The following is a 16,368-nucleotide window of genomic DNA, read 5'->3' as shown; positions in this document are numbered from 1 at the left end:
CAGCCGCATGGCCAAACCCAAGAAACGCTATGTGTGCACTGAATGCGGCAGCGTCGCTACCCGCTGGCAGGGCCAGTGCGCTGACTGCCAGGAATGGAACACGCTGGTCGAGGATGCGCCCGAAACCAAATTCGCGGCGAAGCATGATCTGTCGAGCGGCGGGCGCTCCATAGTGTTCGAAGCGCTCGATGCGCCGACCAAGCCGCTGGATCGCCGCACAACGGGCTTGGCGGAATTTGACCGCGCGCTGGGCGGCGGTCTCGTCCCCGGATGCGCGATCCTGATGGGCGGGGAGCCGGGAATCGGCAAATCCACGCTCTTGCTGCAAGCGGCCGCGAAGATCGCCAAGAGCGGCGGCGATGTTGTGTATGTCAGCGGCGAGGAAGCAACCGGACAGGTGCGGATGCGCGCCAAGCGGCTGGGCCTTGCCGATGCGCCGCTCCGGCTGGCGGCGGCGACTTCGGTCCGCGATATTCTGACCACGCTCGGCACCCATGGCGCGCCCGATCTGCTGGTGGTCGATTCGATCCAGACGATGCATTCGGACATGATCGAAGGCGCGCCGGGCACGGTCAGCCAGGTGCGCGCCAGCGCTTTTGAACTGATCCGCTACGCCAAGCAGACCGGCACCTGCCTTGTGCTGGTCGGCCATGTGACCAAAGACGGCAATATCGCAGGCCCGCGTGTGCTTGAGCACATGGTCGATACGGTCATGAGCTTCGAAGGCGAGCGCAGCCACCAGTACCGCATCCTGCGCTCCTTGAAGAACCGCTTCGGCGCGGTCGATGAAATCGGTGTGTTCGCCATGGAAGGGAAGGGGCTGGAAGAAGTTTCCAACCCGTCCTCGCTCTTCCTCTCCGGCCGCGAAGAGCCCATCGCGGGAAGCGCGGTGTTTCCGGCCATCGAGGGAACGCGGCCCGTGCTGGTGGAGATACAGGCGCTGATCGTCCGCCTACAATCAGGCGCGACCCCGCGCCGTGCGGTGGTCGGCTGGGATAGCGGCAGGCTCGCCATGCTCCTCGCCGTGCTCGAATCGCGCTGCGGGCTCAGCTTCTCGACGGCCGAAGTCTATCTCAACGTCGCAGGCGGTTACCGCCTGTCAGATCCCGCTGCCGATCTCGCAGTGGCCGCAGCATTGATCTCCGCGCTGGCTGACAAACCGCTTCCGGCCAGCGCGATCTGGCTGGGCGAAGTCTCGCTTTCGGGCGAAGTGCGACCAGTCGCGCACACATCCCTGCGGCTGCGCGAGGCGGCCAAGCTGGGCTTTACCAGCGCCTGCGGCCCCGTGGACGGCGCGAAAGATGTGGCATCGCTCGGGTATAAAGACATCGCCGGAGTGTCCGCGCTCGTTGACCGGGTGATGGCAGGCTCCTAAATCACAGGAGCTATGACGGGTTTCGACATCATCGTGCTCCTGCTCGTGGGAGTGGGCGCCATCGCAGGTTTCATGCGCGGTTTCGTGCAGGAAGTGCTCTCGCTTGCCGCGTGGCTGCTCGCCGTTTTCGCGATCCGATTTCTCCACACCGATCTGACCGCGGCGATTTTCGGTTACATGGGCTCGCCCGTCACGGCGAGCATTCTGGCCTTCGCACTCCTGCTGCTGGTGCCCTATGCCGGGATGAAGCTTATCGCGAGCATCGCCGGGCGCAAATCGCGCAATTCGGTGCTCGGCCCGATCGACCGCGTGCTCGGCTTTGGCTTCGGCGCGATGAAGGGGATCATCATCACGGTCATCGCCTTTTCGCTGCTGGTGCTGGGCTATGACACGGTCTGGGGCGCGCAGGGCCGTCCACAATGGATTACCGAAGCGCGCACTTACCAGCTGGTCGATGCGGGATCGCGGGCAATGGTGCAGCTGATCGACGAGCGGCGCGAGCGGCTGCAAAGCGAGCCAGAAGCCGAAGTCGGGCCCGAGTGAGCACGCTCTACACGCCCGCCATGCTTGCCGCAGCGGTCGAGCTGGCGGATTATCCACCGCTACCGACGCCCGATGCACAGGGCCGGGCACGCTCTAGCACTTGCGGCTCTGAAGTGAGCGTGCAGTTTGTGCTATCGGGTGAGGGGGCTATCGAAGCTATCGGATTGCAAGCACGCGCCTGCGCGGTGGGCCAAGCTGCCGCTGCGGTCTTCGCGCGTCACGCGAACGGCAAGAGCGAGAGCGATATTGCAGCCGCTCTGGCAAGCCTAGAGAACTGGCTGACGGGCGAGGGCGAGCAGCCTGATTGGCCCGGTCTCGATCTGGTTGCCGCCGCGCTCGACTACCCTGCGCGCCATAGTGCCATGCTGTTGCCGTGGAAGGCCGCGCGCGAGGCACTTTCCAGCGTCCCCGCTTCGCGCTAACCCGCCGCAAAAGAGTTTAAGGGGAGAGCCAATGGCGGACACAGCAGCCATCGCCGAACATCAGCCAAGCGCCAAGGAAATCCGCCTCGTCATCGGGGCGAGCAGTGCGGGCACGGTGTTCGAATGGTATGATTTCTTCATATACGGCACGCTCGCCTACATTCTCAAAGACGCATTCTACGATGTCGACAACGAGACACTGGGCCTGTTGCTGGTGTGGTCGACCTTTGCGGTGGGCTTTGCTTTCCGGCCGATTGGCGCGATCCTCTTCGGCTATCTGGGAGACAAGTTGGGGCGCAAATACACCTTCCTCGTCACGGTCACGCTGATGGGGATAGCCACGGCGGGCGTCGGCCTGATCCCCACGGTCGAGACAGCCGGGATAGCCGCGCCGATCATCGTCATCTGCCTGCGCATTATCCAGGGCCTCGCGCTGGGCGGCGAATATGGCGGAGCGGCGATCTACGTGGCCGAACACGCGCCGCCGGAAAAGCGCGGTTTCTACACCAGCTTTATCCAGGCGAGCGTGGTCGGCGGCTTCGTGCTCTCGATCCTCGTGGTGCTCGCCTGCCGTGCGCTGATTCCGGAGGAGGATTTTGAGGAGTGGGGCTGGCGCATTCCGTTCCTGCTCTCGATCATCCTGCTCGGCATTTCGCTATGGATGCGACTGAAACTGTCCGAAAGCCCCGTGTTCAAGGCGATGAAGGCGGCGGGCAAGATGGCGGGCAATCCTTTTGTCGAAAGTTTCACCTATCCCGGCAACAAGAAGCGCATTTTCATCGCGCTGTTCGGCATTACCGGCGTGCTGACGACGATCTGGTACACCGCGTTCTTCTCCAGCCTGTCCTTCCTGCGCGGGCCGATGCGGATGGAGCAGGGGCTGGTCGAATGGATCCTGTTGATCGCGGGCGGGTTGTCGATGGCGTTCTACGTCATCGTCGGCAAATGGTCGGACAGTGTGGGGCGCAAGAAGCCGATCATCATCGGTGCGCTTGGCGCATTGGCGCTGCTGTTCCCGGTGTTCTGGGCGATGGGTTCGCTCGCCAATCCGGGCCTGGCGCAAGCCTCTACTGACAACCCGGTGGTAGTGAGCGGACAGCAATGCACGACCGATCCCTTTGCCGAACTGGCGGGCGCGGAGCAGAGCGATTGCGGCAAGATTCTCGATACACTCACAGCAAGCGGGGTGAGCTACACGATTGCCGAGGCCGATACGCTTGGCCTTGCGGTAAACGGCGAGCCACTCAGCATCGGGGCGGACTGGCTGGACAGCGGCACCGCGCGCAGCGAGGGCCTTATCGCAGCGCTCACGCCCTATGGCTTCGATTTCGAACGCCAGTCGCCGCCCTTTGCCAGCGTTCTGGGCATTATCGGCCTGTTGCTGGTGCTGGGCGTGTTGTCCGCGCTCACCTACGGTTCGGTCGCCGCGCTGCTGACCGAAATGTTCCCGGCACAGATCCGCTATTCCTCGATGTCGATCCCCTATCACATCGGCGCGGGCTATCTCGGCGGGTTTCTGCCGCTGATTTCCAGTATCATCGTGGCGCGCACGGGCGATATCTATTCCGGCCTTTGGTATACATGGGTTGTGGTCGCCTTCGGGGTCGCGGTGGCATGGTGGGGCCTGAAGGACGGACCGCCGACAGACTTTGCCGATGACCATTCCTGACGAACCCCAGCGCAGCCTGCGCCTGCGCATCGACCGCGCGGCGATCGCGGATAACTGGCGGGTGCTCGATGCGCTTTCCGGCGAAGCGGAGACGGGCGCGGCGGTAAAGGCCAATGCCTATGGCGTGGGCGTGGAGGCAGCAGTGCCCGCTTTACTGGAAGCGGGTGCGCGCAGTTTCTTCGTCGCGCATTGGAGCGAGGTTGGCGCCGTCCGCGCATTGGCGGCGCAGGCAAGCGTTAGCGTGCTGCATGGCGTGCGGAACGATCAGGAGGCCGCCTATGCGCGGGCTACGGGTGCCATTCCCGTTATCAACTCGTTGCAGCAGGCGCAGGTCTGGTCGGCAAGCGGTGGAGGCCCGTGCCACCTGATGGTCGATACCGGCATCAACCGCCTCGGCATCGCGCCTTCCGAAGTGGGCGATCCGGCCATTCAGGCGCTCAACATCGACACGCTGATGTCGCATCTGGCGTCAGCAGACGAGGACAGCCCGCTCAACGCGCTGCAACTGCAACGCTTTCGCGAAGCTGCTGCGTCTGTTTCGGCTAAGCACCTCAGTCTTGCCAATTCGGCGGGCATTGCGCGGGGGGCGGACTTCGCTTGTGACCTCACGCGCCCCGGCCTCGCGCTCTATGGCGGCGTCCCGCATCCCGCGCTTGAAGGCCGCATCAGACAAGTCGCCTTTCCTGCAGCGGCAATCCTGCAAGTGCGCAATCTCGAAGCGGGCGAAAGCGTAGGCTACAACGCTACGTGGACGGCGACCAAACCGACCCGCGTGGCGACCGTCTCCATCGGTTACGCCGACGGATTCCTTCGCCAGATGGGGCCGGGCTGTGCATTGCAGCACGAAGGCAAGGCGCTGCCACTGCTTGGCCGCGTATCGATGGACATGGTTGTCGTCGACGCCAGCGAGAGCGGAGCCAAGGAAGGGGATTTCCTTGAAATCCCTTGCAAATTGCCCGAAGTCTCGCGCCGTTCGGGACTATCCCAGTATGAAATTCTTACCGTCCTCGGCCAGCGCTTTGCGAGAATCTAGAACAACTTCTCTACCGCAATTGCAAAATTCGTGTTGCAGGTGCTAAGGTGGGTTGGAGAAGAGAGAAAAGGATTCTTCATGCCCGACAAGGCGGAAGCAAGCCCGGATACGGTCGTCATCAAGAAATACGCCAACCGGCGGCTCTACAACACCCAGTCGTCCAGCTACATTACGCTGGAAGATCTTGCGCGCATGGTGCGCGAGGGCGTGGATTTTCAGGTGCTCGATGCCAAGACGGGCAATGACATCACCCATTCGATCCTGACGCAGATCATCATGGAAGAAGAAGCCAATGGCGAGCATATGCTGCCCGTCAGCTTCCTTCGCCAGTTGATCGGAATGTACGGCAATTCGATGCAGGCAATGATGCCGCCCTATCTCGAAGCGGCGATGGCCAATTTCCAGAGCAACCAATCGTCTTTGCAGGATGCGTTCAAGGCCAGCATGGACCCGCAGGCTTTCGCGCGCATGGCCGAACAGAACCTGGCCATGTTCACCGCCGCAGCGAGTGCATTCATGCCCACAGCCACGGCCGCGCCAAAGCCAGCGGCGCCAGCCGAGGAGCCGACCGCGCGCGAGGACATCACGACGCTCCGCGCGCAGATGGCCGAAATGCAGCGCAAGCTCGACCAGCTCGGCGAGTAACAGCCTCCTCTCGACACGCGCCGCGTGTAGCGCCAATACAATTCTCCACAGCTTTATCTCGGGACGGGACCCATTAGCCATGTCTGCCATCCGCCATGCCCTCAACACCAAGCGCGAGGACGATTTCGCCGCATGGTATCAGGAAGTCATCTCCGCCGCCGACATGGCCGAGGAATCGGGGGTGCGCGGCTGCATGGTCATCAAGCCGTGGGGCTATGGCATCTGGGAACGGATGCAGCGCCTGCTGGATGACCGGATCAAACGGGCAGGGGTGCAAAACGCCTATTTCCCCCTCTTCATCCCGCTCGCCAATTTCACCCGCGAGGCGGAGCATGTCGACGGCTTTGCCAAGGAAATGGCGGTCGTCACCCACCACCGGCTGATTGCGGACGGGAAGGGTGGACTGATCCCCGATCCCGAAGCCAAGCTGGAAGAGCCGCTGGTCGTCCGTCCGACCTCCGAAACGATCATCGGCGATGCGATGAGCCGCTGGGTGCAAAGCTGGCGCGATTTGCCGCTGCGCCTCAACCAGTGGGCGAACGTGGTGCGCTGGGAAATGCGCACGCGGATGTTCCTGCGCACCAGCGAGTTCCTCTGGCAGGAAGGCCACTCTGCCCACGCCGATGCGGATGAGGCAAAGGCCGAAACCATGATGGCGCTGGAAATGTACCGCGCCTTTGCCGAGGAAGATGCCGCCATCCCCGTGATCGCGGGCGAAAAGCCGGAGAACGAGCGGTTCCCCGGCGCGAAGGAAACGTGGTCGATCGAGGCCATGATGCAGGACGGCAAGGCGCTGCAAGCGGGCACCAGCCACTATCTCGGCACCACTTTCGCCGAAGCTGCCAACATCCGTTACCAGAATGCCGAAGGCTCGGAATCGCTGTGCCACACGGTGAGCTGGGGAATGTCCACCCGCATGGTCGGCGGGCTCATCATGACGCATGGCGATGATGACGGGCTGCGCGTGCCGCCCGCGCTCGCGCCGTTCCAGGTGGTGATCCTCCCCATGCTGCGCGGCAAGGATGAAGACGCCGCGCTGATCGCCTATTGCGAGGAATTGCGCGCGGCGCTGGCGGAGAAGACCGCGCTGAAGGAACCGCTGCGCGTGCTGCTCGACACCCGCCCTGGCAAGGCGGCGGCGAAGCGTTGGGACTATGTGCGCAAGGGTGCTCCGGTGATCGTCGAAGTCGGCGGGCGCGATATGGAGAACGGCGTCGTCACGCTGCTGCGCCGCGATGCATTGTGGGACATGGAAACGGGCAAGACAGCGTTCCAGTCGCCTTCGCGTGAAGAAGCAGCGGACGCGATCCCGGCGCTGCTTGAAGACATCCAGTCGGCGCTCTTCCTCGAAGCGCAGGCCCGCCGCGATGCCAATATCCGCGACGATATTACCGATATGGACGCGCTCGCGGAGCATTTCGGTGACGGCGCGAAGTATCCCGGCTGGGTACAGGTGCAGTGGAAGAAGCAGACAGGCGAGGCGCTGGACAAGGTGGTCGAGCAGCTAAAGGCGCTCAAGCTCACCTTCCGCAATGTGCCGATGAACACGCCGCCTGCGGACGGGCTCTGCATTTTCACCGGCGAGATGGCGGACGAACGGATTTACGTGGCGCGGGCGTATTGACATCAATCTCCCCTCCCTTGGGGGAGGGGCCGGGGGTGGGGGCTCCACGCCAGTGATGCCGAACCCCCATCCCAACCCTTCCCCGAGGGGAAGGGCTGAGGAGAGCTGAGCGCAAATATGGCGCTAAGCCCAAGGCCCACTTGCAAGGTGCGCGCTTTTGCGCGAACCATGCCGCCATGCGTTACCCGATCCTAGCAGCGGCACTCATCGCCGCGCCTCTCGCCGCCCCTGTAAGCCCTGCCAATGCGCAGGAAGACCCCGGCCTTGAGGTCTCGGAAGAGCGGCTGCGCGCCGATCTCGAAACCATTGTCGGCTTTGGCACCCGCCACACGCTTTCCTCACAAACCGATCCCGATCGCGGCATCGGCGCCGCGGTCGACTGGGCACTGGCCGAGTTTGGCCACATCGGCAATACCTGTGGAGGTTGCCTTGAAGTCCTGCCCGTTGGCCGCGTGGTCGAGGCGGACGGACGGCGTATCCCTACCGACACGCTGATCCGCAATGCGGTCGCGATCCAATGGGGCAGTGAGCGACCTAATGAAGTCATTATCGTGCAGGCGCATTATGACAGCCGCGTCACCGATGCGCTGAACGGCGTGGACGATGCGCCGGGCGCGAATGATGACGGCTCGGGCAGCGTCATGGTGCTCGAGGCCGCGCGCATCCTGTCGCAGCGCGAATATCCCTCGACCATCATCTACGCTCTGTTGAGCGGCGAGGAGCAGGGGCTCTGCGGTGCGGGCATCCTCGCCGATTGGGTCGGAGAGCGGGGCATGACGGTAAAGGCCGTGCTCAACAACGACATGATCGGCAATTCCTGCGGATCAGACGGCTTCTGCGACCCCGATCACGTCCGGGTGTTTTCCGAAGGCTTGCGCGCCGATTCCACCCCGCAACTGCGCGCCCAGCAGCGCCGGTTTGGCGGGGAGAACGATTCTCCCGGTCGCAACCTCTCGCGCTGGCTTGCGGATGTCGCGGCCGACTATCCCGACGGGATGCAGGTGCGGCAAATCTGGCGCACAGACCGCATGGGGCGGGGCGGAGACCAGATCCCCTTCCTTGATCGCGGCTATCCGGCGGTGCGCGTGACCGTGTCGGTCGAGGATTACGAGCACCAGCACCAAGACCTGCGCGTCGAGGATGGCATCACCTATGGCGATACAATTGACGAGATCGATTTCGACTATCTGACACGCAGCAGCGTGCTGAACGTGCGGGCGCTGGACCGGCTGGCGAATGCGCCGATGCCGCCGCGTGTTTCTGCGGATGCGGCGGTGCGGGTGGATACACTTGTTCGAACAGAGAATGTGGCAGGAGCCGATTCCTACCGTCTCTATGTCCGCATGACTGATGAACCGCATTGGCGCGAGGAACTTCCGGCCGGCAACGCTGGTGAGGAGATAGACCATGCTTTCGAGCCGACAGCTGGTGCCGAAAGCACCGAAAGGGCGATCCCGCTTCGCGGTGACGACTGGCTGTTCGGCGTTGCGGCCTGCGATGGCGATGCGTGTTCACCCGTGTCTACAGCAGTCCCCGGCGGCGCATTCTATCCTCTGCCGCAGAGCAATGACTCGCAATAGGCCGTAATTGCGAAGAGCGCAGCGACGCGGCAATCCAGCAACGACGGGACTGGATTGCTTCCTCGCCTGCGGCTCCTCGCAATGACAGGTTAAAAGCATTGCTCGACTTGGGAAGCGCACATCCCATATAACGGGCCATGCAACGAAAACAGAACAACCGCAAATTCCAAGGTCTTCCCTCGAAAGACCAAATCCTCGAATTCATCAAAACCGCTGATGGCCCCGCCGGCAAGCGCGAAATCTCCCGCCACTTCCGCCTAAGCGGGCAGGAAAAGATCGCACTCATAGCGCTGCTCAAAGACATGGCCGAAGAAGGCCTGATCGACGGGCGCAAGAGCGCTTACACCCGTATGGGCGGCGTCCCCAAGGTCACCGTGCTGCGCGTGGTCGAGATCGACGAGGGCGAGCCTTACGCCATCCCTGAAAGCTGGCAGCCCGATGACGCCACGCCGCCGCCGCGCCTGCGGGTGATCGAGCGCAAGAAGCAAAGCGCGCTGCGCGTCGGTGACCGCATCCTTGCGCGCACCGAGGAAGCGGGGCGGGGCATGATCGCCCACCCGATGAAGAAGCTGCCTTCGCAAGAAGGCGCGATGCTCGGCGTGATCGAGATCGACAAGAGCGGGCAGGCCTGGCTCGCGCCGGTCGACAAGAAGATCCGCAACTCGGCCAAGGTCAGCGATACGGGCGGGGCGGAGAATGGCCAGCTCGTTCTCGCCGAACCGGCCGGGCGCGGGCGCAATGCCAGCGTGAAAGTCACCGAAGTGCTGGGCGACCCTCTGGCACCCAAAAGCTACTCGCTCATCGCCATTCACAAATACGGCATCCCGCACACATTCCCGCAGGAAGTGCTCGACGAGGCGCAACTCGCCGCCAAAATCCCGCTTTCCGAGGATCACCGCGAAGACCTGCGCGACCTGCCCATCGTCGCTATCGACCCCGCCGATGCGCGCGACCATGACGATGCGATCTGGGCCGAACCGGACGGGGAGGGCGGCTTCCGCGCCGTGGTCGCCATCGCCGATGTCAGCTTCTACGTCCGCCCCGGCAGCAAGCTAGACCGCGAAGCGAGACGCAGGGGCAATTCGGTATACTTCCCCGACCGGGTGGTTCCCATGCTGCCCGAAGTCCTCTCGGCCGATGTCTGCTCGCTGAAAGAGGGTGAAGACCGCGCCGCAATGGCGTGCCGGTTCAACATCAGCGCCGATGGCCAGATCAGCGACTGGCGCTTCAGCCGCGCCTTGGTGCGGATTCACGAGGTGATAGCGTATGAAGATGCGCAGGCCGTCGCTGACGCTGGCTTTAAGCCCCTTCCCTTGGGGGAAGGGGTTGGGGATGGGGGGACAAAGGGCGATGGAGGCTCTGCCCTCCCGGCGTCGAACACCCACCCCCCGGCCCCCTCCCTCAAGGGAGGGGGGGTAACCGGCGAAGCACTGAAAAGCCTCTGGGCCGCATGGAAGGCGCTCGCCTCCGCCCGCAACGATCGCGACCCGCTCGATCTCGACCTGCCGGAACGCCGAGTTGTTCTGGACGAGCAAGGCAAGATCAAAGAAATCGCCATCCGCGAACGGCTCGATGCGCACCGCGTGGTCGAGGATTTCATGATCGCGGCCAATGTCGCGGCGGCCAAGGCGCTCGAAAGCAAGGTGCAGCCGATTGTCTACCGCATCCACGAACCGCCGACGCGCGAGAAGCTGATCGCGCTGCGCGAATATTTCGAAAGCATAGGCAAGAAGCTGGCTTTGGGGCAAGTCATCACGCCCGGTCTGTTCAACCGCATGATGAAGGATATCGCCGACCCGGCGGAAAAGGCGCTGGTGATGGAGGCGGTGCTGCGCAGCCAGACGCAGGCTTACTACGGGCCGAAAAATGCAGGCCATTTCGGACTGGCGCTGGGCAGCTATGCGCATTTCACCTCGCCCATCCGCCGCTATTCGGACTTGCTGGTGCACCGCGCGCTGGTGGACGGGTTCGGGCTGGAGCAGCCTGCGCCCAAAGGCAAAATCCCTGGCACCAGCGGGCTCGATGAACGCGACCGCGCCGATCTCGGCAAGATCACCGATGCGATTAGCATTACCGAACGCCGCGCGATGGAGGCCGAACGCGATACGATAGACCGCTATGTCGCCGCATGGCTGTCTGGCCGCGTGGGCGAGGTTTTCAAAACCCGCATCACCGGCGTGCAGAGCTTCGGCTTCTTCGCCACGATTGTCGGGCTGGGCGGCGACGGTCTAATCCCGATCAGCACGCTGGGCCGCGAATATTTCCGCCACGAGGAAGGCGCGCAATCGCTGGTCGGGGAACAATCGGGCACGCGCTACACGGTGGGCGATATCCTCGAATTGCGGCTGGGCGAAGCGAACCCGTTGACCGGCGCGCTCAAATTCGAACTGCCCGAAGGCGGCGGCGAACAGCGCGTCGAACCGCGCGGGGGGCGGCAAAGCCCCAAACCCAAACGCGACCGCAAGGGCAAGCACCAGATCGGCAAACGCGGGCGGCCGGGCAATATCCGCCATCAGGGGCGGAAGAAGTGAGTGGCCAGTAGGCAGTAGGCAGTAGGCAGTAGGGGCGCCCAACTACTGCCTACTGCCTACTCACTACTGCCTCACAAACTAACTCAACCGGTCAATCTCTTCCGCCGACAACGACCCCGGAATAATAAACAGCGGGCAAGTCAGCGCGCTCATATGCGTCGAGAAATAGGTCACCAGCGGCCCCGGCGCGCCTTCGGCAGCTGCGCCCAGCACCAGCGCGGCGACTTCGGGGTGCTCCTTCAGATAGTTGGCCACCACCGTCTTCCCGTCGCCCACCCGCACCGCGATTTGCGGCATCTTGCCGCTTTCATAGGCGAGCTCGCCTGCCGCCGAGTTGGCGAGCACCTCCGCCCGGTCGCGCGCCTCTTCTTCAATGGTCGCCTGCACGCCGCCAAAGGCGCTGAAATTCTGCTTCGGCACCATGGCCAGCAAATGCACCACGCCGCCGGTTTTCGCCGCGCGGCGGGAGGCGAAACGCAAGGCCACGCGGGCTTCCTCGGTTTCGTCGATAATCACCAGATAGACGCGCATTCGTATTTCCCTGTCCCAAGCCTTGGGTATCCCGCCAAACGCCGCCATACGCAAGACCCAGCACTGTAGGCCTTGCTCCGGAAGGGCAAATTGGCCAATGAATGCGCACACGGTCCAACGCAGTATCAGGGAGCCTGCACCGCCCATGCCCATTGCCATCAAGATGCCCGCACTTTCTCCGACGATGGAGGAGGGGACTCTCGCCAAATGGTTGGTGAAAGTGGGTGACAGCGTATCCGCCGGCGACATCATGGCCGAGATCGAAACCGACAAGGCGACGATGGAATTCGAGGCGGTGGATGAAGGCGTGATCGCGCATATCCAGGTGGAAGAAGGCACCGAAGGCGTTGCGGTCGGCACGGTGATCGCGACTCTGGCGGAAGAGGGCGAAGATGTTGGGAGCGTTGCGCCTGCTGGTGGTTCGGCTGAGCCTGCTACGGCACCCGCAGCAGAGGAAGCAGCTGCACCTGCTCCGAGCCCAGCGCCTGCCGCTGCTCCAGCACCTGCACCAGCTCCCGCAGCATCCGGCGACCGAGTCATCGCATCGCCGCTCGCCAAGCGCATTGCAGAGCAAAAGGGCATCGACCTCTCGACCATCACCGGCTCCGGCCCCAATGGCCGCATTGTGAAAGCGGATGTGGAGGGCGCGCAGCCCGGCGCGGCTGCTGCTCCAGCCGCTGCGAGCGCTCCAGCCCCGACACCTGCTCCGGCTTCGGTGGCCGCTCAGGATTTCGGCATTCCGCACGAAATCGAAAAGCTCTCCAATATGCGCAAGACGATTTCGCGCCGCCTGACCGAATCCAAGCAGCAGGTGCCGCATATCTACCTGACGGTCGATATCCGCCTCGATGCGCTGCTCAAGCTGCGCGGCGAGCTCAATGCCGCGCTCGAACCGCAGGGCGTGAAGCTCTCGGTCAACGATCTGCTGATCAAGGCGCTGGGCAAGTCATTGGAAGCCGTACCGGCCTGCAACGTGCAGTTCGCGGGCGATTCCATGCTCAAATTCAGCCGCGCCGATATTGCGGTGGCGGTGAGCATTCCGAACGGCCTTATAACCCCCATCGTCACCGATGCGGGCAGCAAGGCGGTGAGCAAGATCAGCACCGAGATGAAAGACCTCGCCACCCGCGCGAAGGATGGCAAGCTGATGCCCGAGGAATATCAGGGCGGCACCGCCAGCCTCTCCAATATGGGAATGTTCGGCATCAAGCAGTTCGAAGCCGTCATCAACCCGCCGCAAGGCATGATCATGGCCATCGGCGCGGGCGAGAAGCGCCCCTATGTGGTCGATGACAGCCTGCAGATCGCCAGCGTGATGAGCGCCACCGGCAGCTTCGACCACCGCGCAATCGACGGTGCCGACGGTGCGCAACTGATGAAAGCTTTCAAGGAAATGATCGAGGCGCCGCTGGGGCTGGTGGCTTGATCCAATGTCAGGTCCACAGCAGCCAAGTCTCCCCAGAACTTTGCTGAAAGGCTTTGGCTTTGGCGCGCTCTGCAGTTCCATTGCTCTCCACATCTCGATTGCCTTGATCGCTCCGGGAGATGCGGGGACTATAGTCGCGCTGACTAGCATTCCGTTGTTTCTCACCATTCTGACGATGGTAGCGCTGTTAACAATGTTCGTTTTTCCGCTCGCGGCTTTGGCAAGTTGGCCTCTCCGTAAGCTAGCACTGTCGGATCCTCTGTTCGCAATTGCAATCGCCGTGATTGTGGGAGGATTTCTAGGAACATTAGCGAATGTGTTAGACTTCCGCGTTGGTGTCTCAGACCGCTACTCAGGGCCAATTGTTGCCATCACATTCGCGGTTACGTGGGTATTGGTCGTAAGGCATGACCTCCGTCGATTGTCCGGTGCAATACGATGAACCGCAACCCCGCCATGCGCACAGTCGCCATGCCCGCCGATGCCAATGCCTATGGCGATATTTTCGGCGGTTGGCTCATCAGCCTGATGGACTCCGGGGCGGGCCTTGTCGCGGCGCGCCATGCGAAGGGCAGGGCGGTGACGGTCGCGATGGATGCGGTCGAGTTTCACAAGCCGGTGAAAGTGGGCGACGAAGTCTCGGTCTATGCCGAGATCACCAAGGTCGGGCGCACCAGCATGGTGATCGCCACCGACGCCTTCCGCCGCGAACGGCATTCGGAGGAAGAGGAACTGGTGACCTCGGCCAAATTCACCTTTGTGGCGATAGACGACGCGGGCAAGCCGCGTGCGGTGACTGGCGCATGAGGATGTTACCAACCAACTCCTCTCCCCTTGCGGGAGAGGAAGGGGCCCGCCGCGCAGCGGTGGGAAGGAGAGGGGGCAGGCACGACCTGCTGCCCCTCGCAAAGCGTATGCGCCGCGATCCAACTGATGCAGAACGCAAGATGTGGTCCATGCTGCGCGCCAAGCGATTGGGCGGACACAAGTTCAAACCGCAGGAGCAGATTGGCGACTACATCGTCGACTTCGTATGCTTTGGTTCGCGCGTGATCATCGAAGCCGACGGTTCGCAGCACGCAGATAATGCCGACGCAGAACGCGATCATTGGCTCGAATCGCAGGGCTTTCGGGTCTTGCGGTTCTGGAACAACGAAATTCTCAACAACCCTGATGGGGTAGCGCAGACGGTTCTCGCTGCGCTCGAAACCCCACTCCCCGACCCTCTCCCGCAAGGGGAGAGGGAGAATTTGGAGCGCAAATCATGAGCAATTACGACGTCATCGTACTCGGTTCCGGCCCCGGCGGCTATGTCGCGGCAATCCGCTGCGCACAGCTTGGCTTGAAGACCGCCATCGTGGAACGCGAGAACCTGGGCGGCATCTGCCTCAACTGGGGCTGCATCCCCACCAAGGCGCTGCTGCGCTCGGCAGAGATCCTGCACTATGCTCAGCACGCCAAGGATTACGGGCTGAAGATCGCGGGCGCGATCGAGGCCGATCTGGAAGCGGTGGTAAAGCGCAGCCGCGGCGTCGCCAAGCAGCTTTCCGGCGGCATCGCGCATCTGATGAAGAAGAACAAGATCACCGTGCATATGGGCGAGGGGACGCTGACGGGCCCCACCAGCCTTATGGTGAAAGGCGAGAAGGGCGAGGAGAAGCTCACCGCCAAACACGTGATCGTCGCCACCGGTGCACGCGCGCGCAACCTGCCCTTCGCGCAGGCCGACGGAAAGCGCATCTGGACCTATCGCCACGCGATGGTTCCGCCCGAAATGCCGAAGAAGCTGCTGGTGATCGGGTCGGGCGCCATCGGCATCGAATTTGCCAGCTTCTACAACGATATGGGCGCGGATGTGACCGTGGTCGAAATGCTCGATCGGATCGTGCCGGTGGAAGATCACGAAGTCTCCGCCTTCCTCGAAAAGAGCCTCACCAAGCAGGGCATGACGATCATGACCGGCGCGGGTGTGGAAGGCATTGAGGTGACCGGCAAGGGCGTCACCGCCAAGATCAAGGACAAGGCGGGCAAGGTCCACACCAACGAATACACGCATTGCATCACCGCCATCGGCATCATGCCCAACACCGAGAATATCGGGCTCGACACGCTGGTGGAGATGGATCGCGGCTTCATCCAGATCGACGATTACGGGCGCACCAAGTCGAAGGGCCTGTGGGCCATCGGCGATTGCACGCCGGGGCCGTGGCTGGCGCACAAGGCGTCGCATGAAGGCGTCACCACTGCCGAGGCCATCGCGCAGGAACTGGGCAATAAGGACGTCCACCCGCACCCGCTCAATCGCGATGCCATTCCGGGCTGCACCTACTGCCACCCGCAAATCGCCAGCGTCGGCATGACCGAGGCGAAGGCGAAGGAAGCGGGCCGCGAGGTAAAGGTCGGCGTGTTCCCCTTCATCGGCAACGGCAAGGCGATCGCTCTGGGCGAGGCCGAGGGCTTCACCAAAACCGTATTCGACGCGAAGACCGGCGAGCTGTTGGGCGCGCACATGGTTGGCGCTGAAGTGACCGAAATGATCCAGGGCTACACCATCGGCATGACGCTGGAGACGACCGAGGCGGAACTGATGAACACCGTCTTCCCGCACCCGACAATCAGCGAGTCCATGCACGAAGCGGTGCTAGGCGCGTACGGCCGGGCGCTGCATATTTGATGGATTTCCACAGGCGATGGGCCTGCGCTGCGCGCTAGTCCATCGCCACAAACTTCAAGTTGCATTCCCGGCAATCAAAAAACAACAATGTTCCCATGTTGGGCGTGTGACATTGCGGGCAAATGCCGACCACTTCGTTGCAGTATTTGCATTGATAGAGATCGCCTTCTGGCGAAGTGCCAAAAAGCACTCCTCCAGTCCTGACTGGGTTCACAAAAAACGAAACAAGAGCGCGCCCTCCTGCCTGCAAGCCGCTGGCAAACTCGAGCGCGTCTTCTTTCCTGCATCTCGGACACTGCATTCTTTGGTTTTCAT

General features: G+C 62.7%; 14 protein-coding genes. 13 read left to right on the top strand and 1 reads right to left on the bottom strand.

The genetic code is table 11. The features are described from left to right. Positions 1–7: 7 nt before the first annotated feature. The 9 genes from radA to ACS0VV_RS05915 all read left to right on the top strand — a co-directional run bounded on the left by radA (position 8) and on the right by ACS0VV_RS05915 (position 11,422). A complete protein-coding gene (gene radA / locus ACS0VV_RS05955) occupies positions 8–1,375 on the top strand; it encodes a DNA repair protein RadA (RefSeq protein ID WP_483531807.1) in 1,368 nt (455 codons plus the stop codon). A 12-nt stretch (positions 1,376–1,387) separates the two neighbouring features. Continuing rightward, on the top strand, positions 1,388–1,918 hold the full coding sequence (locus ACS0VV_RS05950) for a CvpA family protein (RefSeq protein ID WP_483531806.1): 531 nt from the start codon (positions 1,388–1,390) through the stop codon (positions 1,916–1,918). Continuing rightward, positions 1,915–2,340, top strand: coding sequence for an iron-sulfur cluster assembly scaffold protein (locus tag ACS0VV_RS05945; protein WP_483531805.1), 426 nt, complete (start codon positions 1,915–1,917; stop codon positions 2,338–2,340). Before ACS0VV_RS05950 ends, ACS0VV_RS05945 begins: the two co-directional genes overlap by 4 nt. A gap of 31 nt (positions 2,341–2,371) precedes the next feature. Continuing rightward, positions 2,372–4,009, top strand: a complete 1,638-nt coding sequence (locus ACS0VV_RS05940; RefSeq protein WP_483531804.1) for an MFS transporter — start codon at positions 2,372–2,374, stop codon at positions 4,007–4,009. After that, on the top strand, positions 3,996–5,042 hold the full coding sequence (gene alr, locus ACS0VV_RS05935) for an alanine racemase (RefSeq protein ID WP_483531803.1): 1,047 nt from the start codon (positions 3,996–3,998) through the stop codon (positions 5,040–5,042). The genes ACS0VV_RS05940 and alr overlap by 14 nt, the downstream gene beginning before the upstream one ends. A 78-nt stretch (positions 5,043–5,120) precedes the next feature. Further along, positions 5,121–5,687, top strand: a complete 567-nt coding sequence (gene phaR / locus ACS0VV_RS05930) for a polyhydroxyalkanoate synthesis repressor PhaR (protein WP_483531802.1) — start codon at positions 5,121–5,123, stop codon at positions 5,685–5,687. 79 nt (positions 5,688–5,766) lie between these two features. Beyond that, positions 5,767–7,311 (top strand): aminoacyl--tRNA ligase-related protein, encoded by a 1,545-nt coding sequence (locus ACS0VV_RS05925; RefSeq protein ID WP_483531801.1) that lies wholly within the window; start codon positions 5,767–5,769, stop codon positions 7,309–7,311. Between the two features lie 176 nt (positions 7,312–7,487). Next, on the top strand, positions 7,488–8,891 hold the full coding sequence (locus tag ACS0VV_RS05920; RefSeq protein ID WP_483531800.1) for a M28 family peptidase: 1,404 nt from the start codon (positions 7,488–7,490) through the stop codon (positions 8,889–8,891). A gap of 137 nt (positions 8,892–9,028) precedes the next feature. Next, complete coding sequence (locus ACS0VV_RS05915) at positions 9,029–11,422, top strand: ribonuclease R family protein (protein ID WP_483531799.1); 2,394 nt, start codon at positions 9,029–9,031, stop codon at positions 11,420–11,422. A 78-nt stretch (positions 11,423–11,500) separates the two neighbouring features. Here the strand turns inward: ACS0VV_RS05915 and ACS0VV_RS05910 are convergent, their stop codons facing one another. After that, the gene (locus tag ACS0VV_RS05910; protein WP_483531798.1) at positions 11,501–11,953 is read right to left on the bottom strand and encodes a universal stress protein; all 453 of its coding nucleotides are present in this window, start codon (positions 11,951–11,953) and stop codon (positions 11,501–11,503) included. 145 nt (positions 11,954–12,098) lie between these two features. Between ACS0VV_RS05910 and ACS0VV_RS05905 the strand changes: the two genes are divergently transcribed. From ACS0VV_RS05905 to lpdA, 4 genes are all read left to right on the top strand, one after another. After that, on the top strand, positions 12,099–13,379 hold the full coding sequence (locus ACS0VV_RS05905) for a pyruvate dehydrogenase complex dihydrolipoamide acetyltransferase (RefSeq protein WP_483531797.1): 1,281 nt from the start codon (positions 12,099–12,101) through the stop codon (positions 13,377–13,379). Between the two features lie 438 nt (positions 13,380–13,817). Continuing rightward, on the top strand, positions 13,818–14,186 hold the full coding sequence (locus ACS0VV_RS05900; protein WP_483531796.1) for an acyl-CoA thioesterase: 369 nt from the start codon (positions 13,818–13,820) through the stop codon (positions 14,184–14,186). A 107-nt stretch (positions 14,187–14,293) separates the two neighbouring features. After that, positions 14,294–14,647, top strand: coding sequence for an endonuclease domain-containing protein (locus ACS0VV_RS05895; RefSeq protein ID WP_483531795.1), 354 nt, complete (start codon positions 14,294–14,296; stop codon positions 14,645–14,647). Then, positions 14,644–16,053, top strand: a complete 1,410-nt coding sequence (lpdA, locus tag ACS0VV_RS05890; protein ID WP_483531794.1) for a dihydrolipoyl dehydrogenase — start codon at positions 14,644–14,646, stop codon at positions 16,051–16,053. Before ACS0VV_RS05895 ends, lpdA begins: the two co-directional genes overlap by 4 nt. Positions 16,054–16,368 lie beyond the last annotated feature (315 nt).

The organism is Aurantiacibacter sp. KMU-128 (assembly GCF_056933515.1).
Note: the sequence above shows the minus strand (reverse complement) of the source record. Positions and strands in the feature narration are given on the sequence as shown.